The sequence below is a fragment of the Lachnobacterium bovis genome, from assembly GCF_900111325.1.
In the GTDB taxonomy this organism is placed as follows: Bacteria; Bacillota; Clostridia; order Lachnospirales; family Lachnospiraceae; genus Roseburia; species Roseburia bovis_A.
Map to the genome: position 1 here is coordinate 25,256 of NZ_FOGW01000025.1, position 6,367 is coordinate 31,622.

4 protein-coding genes are annotated in these 6,367 nt (G+C 33.4%); all 4 read right to left on the reverse strand.

Going from position 1 to position 6,367, the window contains the following annotated elements:
• Positions 1-11: 11 nt before the first annotated feature.
• Positions 12-1,274, reverse strand: a complete 1,263-nt coding sequence (locus tag BMY79_RS10000) for an RHS repeat domain-containing protein (protein WP_177176440.1) — start codon at positions 1,272-1,274, stop codon at positions 12-14.
• A 50-nt stretch (positions 1,275-1,324) separates the two neighbouring features.
• Entirely contained in the window at positions 1,325-5,467 is a 4,143-nt protein-coding gene (locus BMY79_RS10005) for a DUF6531 domain-containing protein (protein WP_074730884.1), read from the reverse strand.
• 152 nt (positions 5,468-5,619) lie between these two features.
• Positions 5,620-6,066: a ribonuclease toxin immunity protein CdiI gene (gene cdiI / locus BMY79_RS10010; protein WP_074730885.1), complete on the reverse strand. Its 447-nt coding sequence runs from the start codon at positions 6,064-6,066 to the stop codon at positions 5,620-5,622.
• The coding region (locus tag BMY79_RS12205; protein ID WP_207645455.1) for a hypothetical protein at positions 6,047-6,367 on the reverse strand (321 nt) is incomplete at its 5' end. The genes cdiI and BMY79_RS12205, both read right to left, overlap by 20 nt.

Below are 6,367 nucleotides of genomic sequence, written 5' to 3' on the forward strand. Positions count from 1 at the left end.
AATAAAATTTTCTATTCAGTACATCCCTTCAGTTCTGCATTATAAAAAACATTAGCATAATCTAATACCCATGAATAAAAATTCGTTACATCACCTGAAGCTCTTGCTCCTACACCATCCACCCTTGTATACCTAAAGCCAAGCCATTTATTAAATTTTTTTGTCATTTCTTCGTCAATTTCTTTTATAGGTTGCATATATTTCTTATATTTTTTCATTGCATTCTGAATTCTGTTTTTTATACTTGCTCTAGCACTTCTACTTAAGCCTTTCTGATGCAATTTTTCTCTTAATTTAGCTATATACTTTTCTTTACCATCAAGAAGAGGCATCTGTTCTTCTATTGTTTGAAGCTGCTCCTCTGTTGCCTTAACAGACGTACGTTTCTCTGCATGTCCTTTAAATGGATTTCCAATATATGAAACAGTTGCATTCGCTGCAAATGAACAAAATGCATCTTTAGCAATAGTACCTCCACTCTTGCCTTCTCTTACATCAGTAAAAACTGATGCTCCAGCTCCAATAAAACCATTTACTGCAGCTTCTATATGGTGTGAATTAATTTTACTTAAACACTTTAGCCCTGAAGCAGCTCCTGGTAAAACCGAAAATGCCACTCCAATTCCTCCTTGTATAGCCACTTCTTTATAATTGATTTCATTGAAATTCTTACCGCTTGAATATTGACTTCCCAGCTCTATTCCTGCTCCAGTAATAAAGCCTGATGCTGCTACAGCTACTAATGGTGCTGCTGTTCCACCTGTAAGTCCAACTAATGCAGCTGCTCCCAAAATCGCTGCTCCCTGTATTCCTAAACCAATAAGCTGTCTTTTATGGCTCTTTACCAAGTTTCCAACCGCCTTAACCGCTTTTCCAGCAGCCTTAACAGCACTTCCAACCGCCTTAGCAGCCTTTTTTGTCTTATCCTTAACCCACTTAATTGGATTTGGCCACATACCATTCAAGTCATTCATCAGCATTCCGTTGTTATAACAATAGCCGTATCTATTCAATGTAAATGGCATTTCTATTGTACCTTGAATTACATCTGTTCCAGAAAATCTTCCTTCTTCTGGGCGATATTCTCTAGCCTCTGCGAAATAGTCATCTGCTATGTTATCTCGCTGATATCCTACGAAGCCAAATGGATTTACCAAATCTGCTACTTTTCCAAGTGCATTCTTTAGCGTATTTATTCCATCTAGAATCTCTTGTCCAAATTCATCATAGCCGTATGTAGCCTGCAAAGCTCCTGCTCCATTTGACATACGCATTGTGCTTCCTAGATCATCGTTTAAGAATGTATATCTTTTTTGAGGTATGTTCATGGCACATCTGTGCTAGACTCTACTAATTCTTCATCTGCCCATGTGAATGTTTGAGTTGATGCATTTATTGATGTATTTGCTGGCACACTTGCTGTTATGTCTGCTGATACATTTGTTGGCACACTTCCAATTGTATTTGCCGTTATATCTTCATTTGCGTTTGTATCATACTCATAGCTTGTGCTACTTAGCATGTTTCTATATTCTTTTGTTAAATCTATTACATAATCAATCCTTGACATAGGATTTGTAATCTGTGTTTTTATATTAAGTTGTTGCATTGGATCTAAGCCTGCTGCAAGATTTTTAGCAACATCAACTTGTGACATATCGCTTACTTTTGCTTGAGTTACTTGTTTACTTAATTGCTGTCTTACCTCGCCACCTAACTGTGGGTTTGATAAATTACCTACCTGTCTTGATACTCTATGTCCTAGTCCATCATAAGAATATCTTGCAATTAAGCCTTTTGCATCTGTTGCCTGTTCTAATCTATTTAATGCTCCATAAAGATATGTATTCTTTATTTTGCCATTTTCTATTATTTGGCTTAAGTTTCCTCGTTTATCATAAGCGTAACTTAAAATCTTTTCAATTGAATTTTTATCTGTTGCAGAACCAATCTTTTCTACTGATTTATTATTAACTGCTGAACTTATATTACTTGCCGACTTGTCACTTAATCCCACTTGACCTATGCTAGAGCCAACTTCTACCGTCTTTTTAACCAACTGATTCATCGCATTATAACTATATGATTCTCGCTGATTTTTTCCGAAGTCTACAAGGCTTGTTCTATTTCCAAATGCATCATATTCATATTTTCTTAATAGGCTACCATCTTTAGTTACGCTTTCAACTCTTCCAATTGCGTCATAACCATATGCATAGTTTCCATTATCTTCTGAAACATCTCTACGAATCTTACTGATTCCTGTTCTATTAAACATGTCATCATACTGATATCTATAGTCATCCAAAATTCCTTTAGCATCAGTATTTATTAGTCTACTTAAATAGCCTCTATCATTGTATTCGTATGCCTGGCTTGTTCCATTATTTAATGTTTTACCAGTTAATCGGCCCATATGATCATATGTGAAGCTTGCGATTTTTCTTGTTTTTTGAGCTACTTGGTCCAAATTTTTTAAGCCATAAATTTCCTGATGAGCTGTTTGGTTCAAATTTCCTAAGCCATGAATCCCCTGATTATGAGCTGATTTTCCAGCATGGTTCTTCTCATTAAATCTTTCAATTTCTCTTACTTGTGTGAGATGGAGTTCTTTATCGTAATCATAAAGCAATGTTCTACCATCTGGATATGTCATACTCTTCTTTTCGCCTGAGATTCCATATGTATATGACACTTCTTTTCCATCTGGATATACTACTTTTGTAGCCTGACCATTGGCATTATTTGTGATTTTTGTAATTCCAAGCCAATCTTCTACCTGACTTAAATTTCTTAGTGCATCATATGAAAGTTTTACTTCTTTTCCATCTGCATAAGTTATCTTACTTACATTTCCAGATTTATTGTACTGATATTTTGTAAGGTATCCTTCTTTATCAAGGCGTTCTGTTAGTTCTCCCACCTTATTATATTTGAACTTTTCTGTCATGCCTAAGGCATCTGTTGTTTCAATTACCTGCCCTAAGATATCATATTTATATGAAGAGTTTCTTGGGAGAAGTTCTTCGCCTGTTACTTTATCCTTGCCTCGTTGACTAACTCCAACAAGTCTATCGCACTCATCATAAGTATATACAGCTTCATTTCCAAGGGCATCTATAACCTTTGTAAGTTGACCTGTCAATGAATACTCGTAATGAGTTTCATTTCCTTTTGTATCTTTTATTGATGTTACATTATCTACAACATCATAAAAATACTCTGTCTTTTCTCCGTTTTGTCCTTCGATTCTTACTAGTCGATCTAACTCATCATACACATAAAATGTTTTATATCCTGTAAAATCAGTTACTGAAATAAGATCACCATTTGCATTGTATTCATAAGTTTGAACTTGACCTTCTGAATCAATAGTTTTTGAAATATCATTTGTTCCTTTTACATACTCATAACGTGTCACTCTTCCTCTTTCATCTTCTACACTTGAAAGGTTACCCATGACATCGTATGTATATATTCTTTTTGCTCCTTCACTATCTTCTTCCTTAATAAGTTGGCCTACTTCATCATATGTTCTTATGACATAATTTCCTACTGCATCTGTTATCTTAATAAGATTCCCTTCAAGATCGTATTCATATGATATAGTAGCACCATCTGGAGTCTCTACCTTTACAAGCTGACCTACTGAATCATACTCATAAAAAGCCTTATCCCCATTTGGATCTTCTGCTGATAAACAATTTCCCATTCCATCATATGTAAAACGTGTCGTATTTCCTAATGCATCTTTAACTCTTGTAAGACGATTATTTTCATTATAAATATATGTAGTTTTACCACCATCTGGTGCTGTCACCCTTGAAACATTCCACATAACATCATATGTAAGATGAGTTTTTCGTCCTAACTGATCTATGATTGTTTCTGGTCTGTTAAGACTGTTATAACTTATGCTTATTGAGCTTCCATCTAAATCAATAGCTTTTGTAACTTTACCAAAGTGATTGTATTCATACTTTCTTGTTTGGCCTTTAGCGTTAGTGTCTTCTACAATATTTCCCATAGTATCATACTTAAATGAATTACTACGATTCATAGCATCTATTGTCTTTGTAACTCTACCAAGGACATCATACTCATACTTTGTACTATTGCCTCGAGCATCAATTAACTCTTTGATGTTGCCTCGATTGTCATATACGATTTCGTTACATGAGCCGTCAGCTAATGAAACTTTAACTGGACGTCCGAATTTATCGTAAGAATACTTCATTGTTCTGCCTAATGCATCAGTAGTCTCTAAGACATTTCCTTTTGCATCATAAACGTTTTTCACTTTTGTGTGACCATTTACGCTTACTGTAACTGGCTTATTATGAACTTCATATGTTACATTTAATTTTGAACCATTTGGTGCAATAATACCTGTTACATTACCTCGATTGTCATAGGTCATTCGAGTTTCATTGCCATTTTTATCTACGATTCTATTTTTTAAATTCTTAGAATTATACGAAAATGTTTCTTCTCCATCTGGATAGACATTTTTTGTATTTCTGTAAAACTCATCATGATAATGAATACTTTTTGCACCATTACGCTCAGTCATTGTAACTGTTTTCTTTTCATCATCATAATCAAATGACATATGAGAACCGTCTGCAAATGTCTGATATGTAGTTCTAGCCTTATCATCGTAAACATTGTCAACTGTTACTATTTCACGTGGGTTCTCTACTGTTCTAAATTTCCCATGTACATCATATGTATACTTAAATGATTGTCCATCTGGTCTTGTAACTTCTGTTAAATATCCATCTGTATATTTATATGTAGAACTTCTTCCCACTTCATCAGTTACACTCTTTAGTTTACCATCTTGATAATAATCAAGTGTAAACTTCTGACCATAGTCTCCAACGACTTCTACTAAAAGTTCTTTTGGCTCTAATGCAGTCAGATTGTCTGATTCTTCAACAGAATGTTCCTTGTCTTCGTTCAAATGTTTTAAATTACATCGAACACAATCCATTATAGCATAATTAAATGAGATTCCAACCCCATTTTGATCTTCTTGACGTAATAATTTACCTTCTTTTGAAAAATAATATACGTCTCCTGCTAATGTTTCATATTTGTAGTTGTATTTTTCACCTTCTAATTTATAAAGAGATGCTGTACTTTCTCTACCAGCTGTGTAATAACCATCTTTAAGTGGCATAAATTTTTCTTCTTGTCCATCTTCTTTAAAAACTACTACATCTATATCATCAGGAGTTATTTCATCCTTTTCAAATTTTAGACATACTTCAAAGTTAGTATTCCAATCTTTTCCTAAAATTCCTTCAAAATCATTGATAGAATTGTAGAATCGTGAAAATACAAGGTCTCCATCATCCTCGTCTGATCCATAGTATAAATCTGTCTTTTGGTAGATAAAGTTTCCTGAAGATAGATTTACTGGATCAAAAAGGAACCACAAAGACATTTCATTTTCTTGCATACCTATGAGTTAAACTTTTGAATATATAAAATCTTAATCTTTGTGGTTACATTTTTTACTATATTCTATTGTCTCTTATAATTAATTATTATCATAAGATAATATCATGGTTTTGTCTAAAATAGTTTGCTTATATTTTGTAAAAAATTAAACTACTTCAAACCATATGCTTCTCTTATCTCTTTAAGCTTCTGCTCTACGATTTCCTTATGCTCTGGATGACGACGTTCTACATAAAACTCGCATGCTGTGACAAGATATTTGTAGAATTCTTCGTAGCCGATGATATCTTCTACATCATCATAATCTGGGCCTGAATAAAAACAGATTACATTTTCTCCAAAATAAAATTCATCATTCGGATCATCATAATCATCTGAAAATATCATTCCATAACCTTCGTTATAATCACTCAATTTATTTTTCATGTCATCTAAAAGTTCTAAAAAACAATTTGAATTGACATATTCATTAAAAGTATCATTTACTGCACCTTTATTACACTTCTTTTCCCAATAATATTCACAAAATTCACTATAACATTCTCCTAAGTTATCATCTGTCACTATAGTTACTTTATTATTTTTTTCTATACTCATTTAATTTCCTACTCCATTCTAATACTGGATGAGCATTTTCGATTTCTCCAGTATTCATATTTTTATATCCTTCGAATTTAAGTGTCTTTCCTCGATATAATACTTGACCTTTGTATTTAATTTTTTTCTGTGTTACTAATTTTTCACATCTTCCACTCTTCACTGCCTCCTTCATTGCATCTTTACTTGATTTTATCATTTCATTATCTGAAATAACATTAGGATCGTATACAGTTTTCTTAAAAATTCTTTTTCCTCCGGGTACGTGTTTAAATTCTCCGGGTATTGGTTTTCCAGTATA

Coding starts and splice junctions, on each gene's coding strand:
- BMY79_RS10005 (WP_074730884.1), bottom strand. CDS start 5,467: ATGCAAGAAAATGAAATGTCTTTGTGGTTCCTTTTTGATCCAGTAAAT.
- BMY79_RS10000 (WP_177176440.1), bottom strand. CDS start 1,274: ATGCGTATGTCAAATGGAGCAGGAGCTTTGCAGGCTACATACGGCTAT.
- cdiI (WP_074730885.1), bottom strand. CDS start 6,066: ATGAGTATAGAAAAAAATAATAAAGTAACTATAGTGACAGATGATAAC.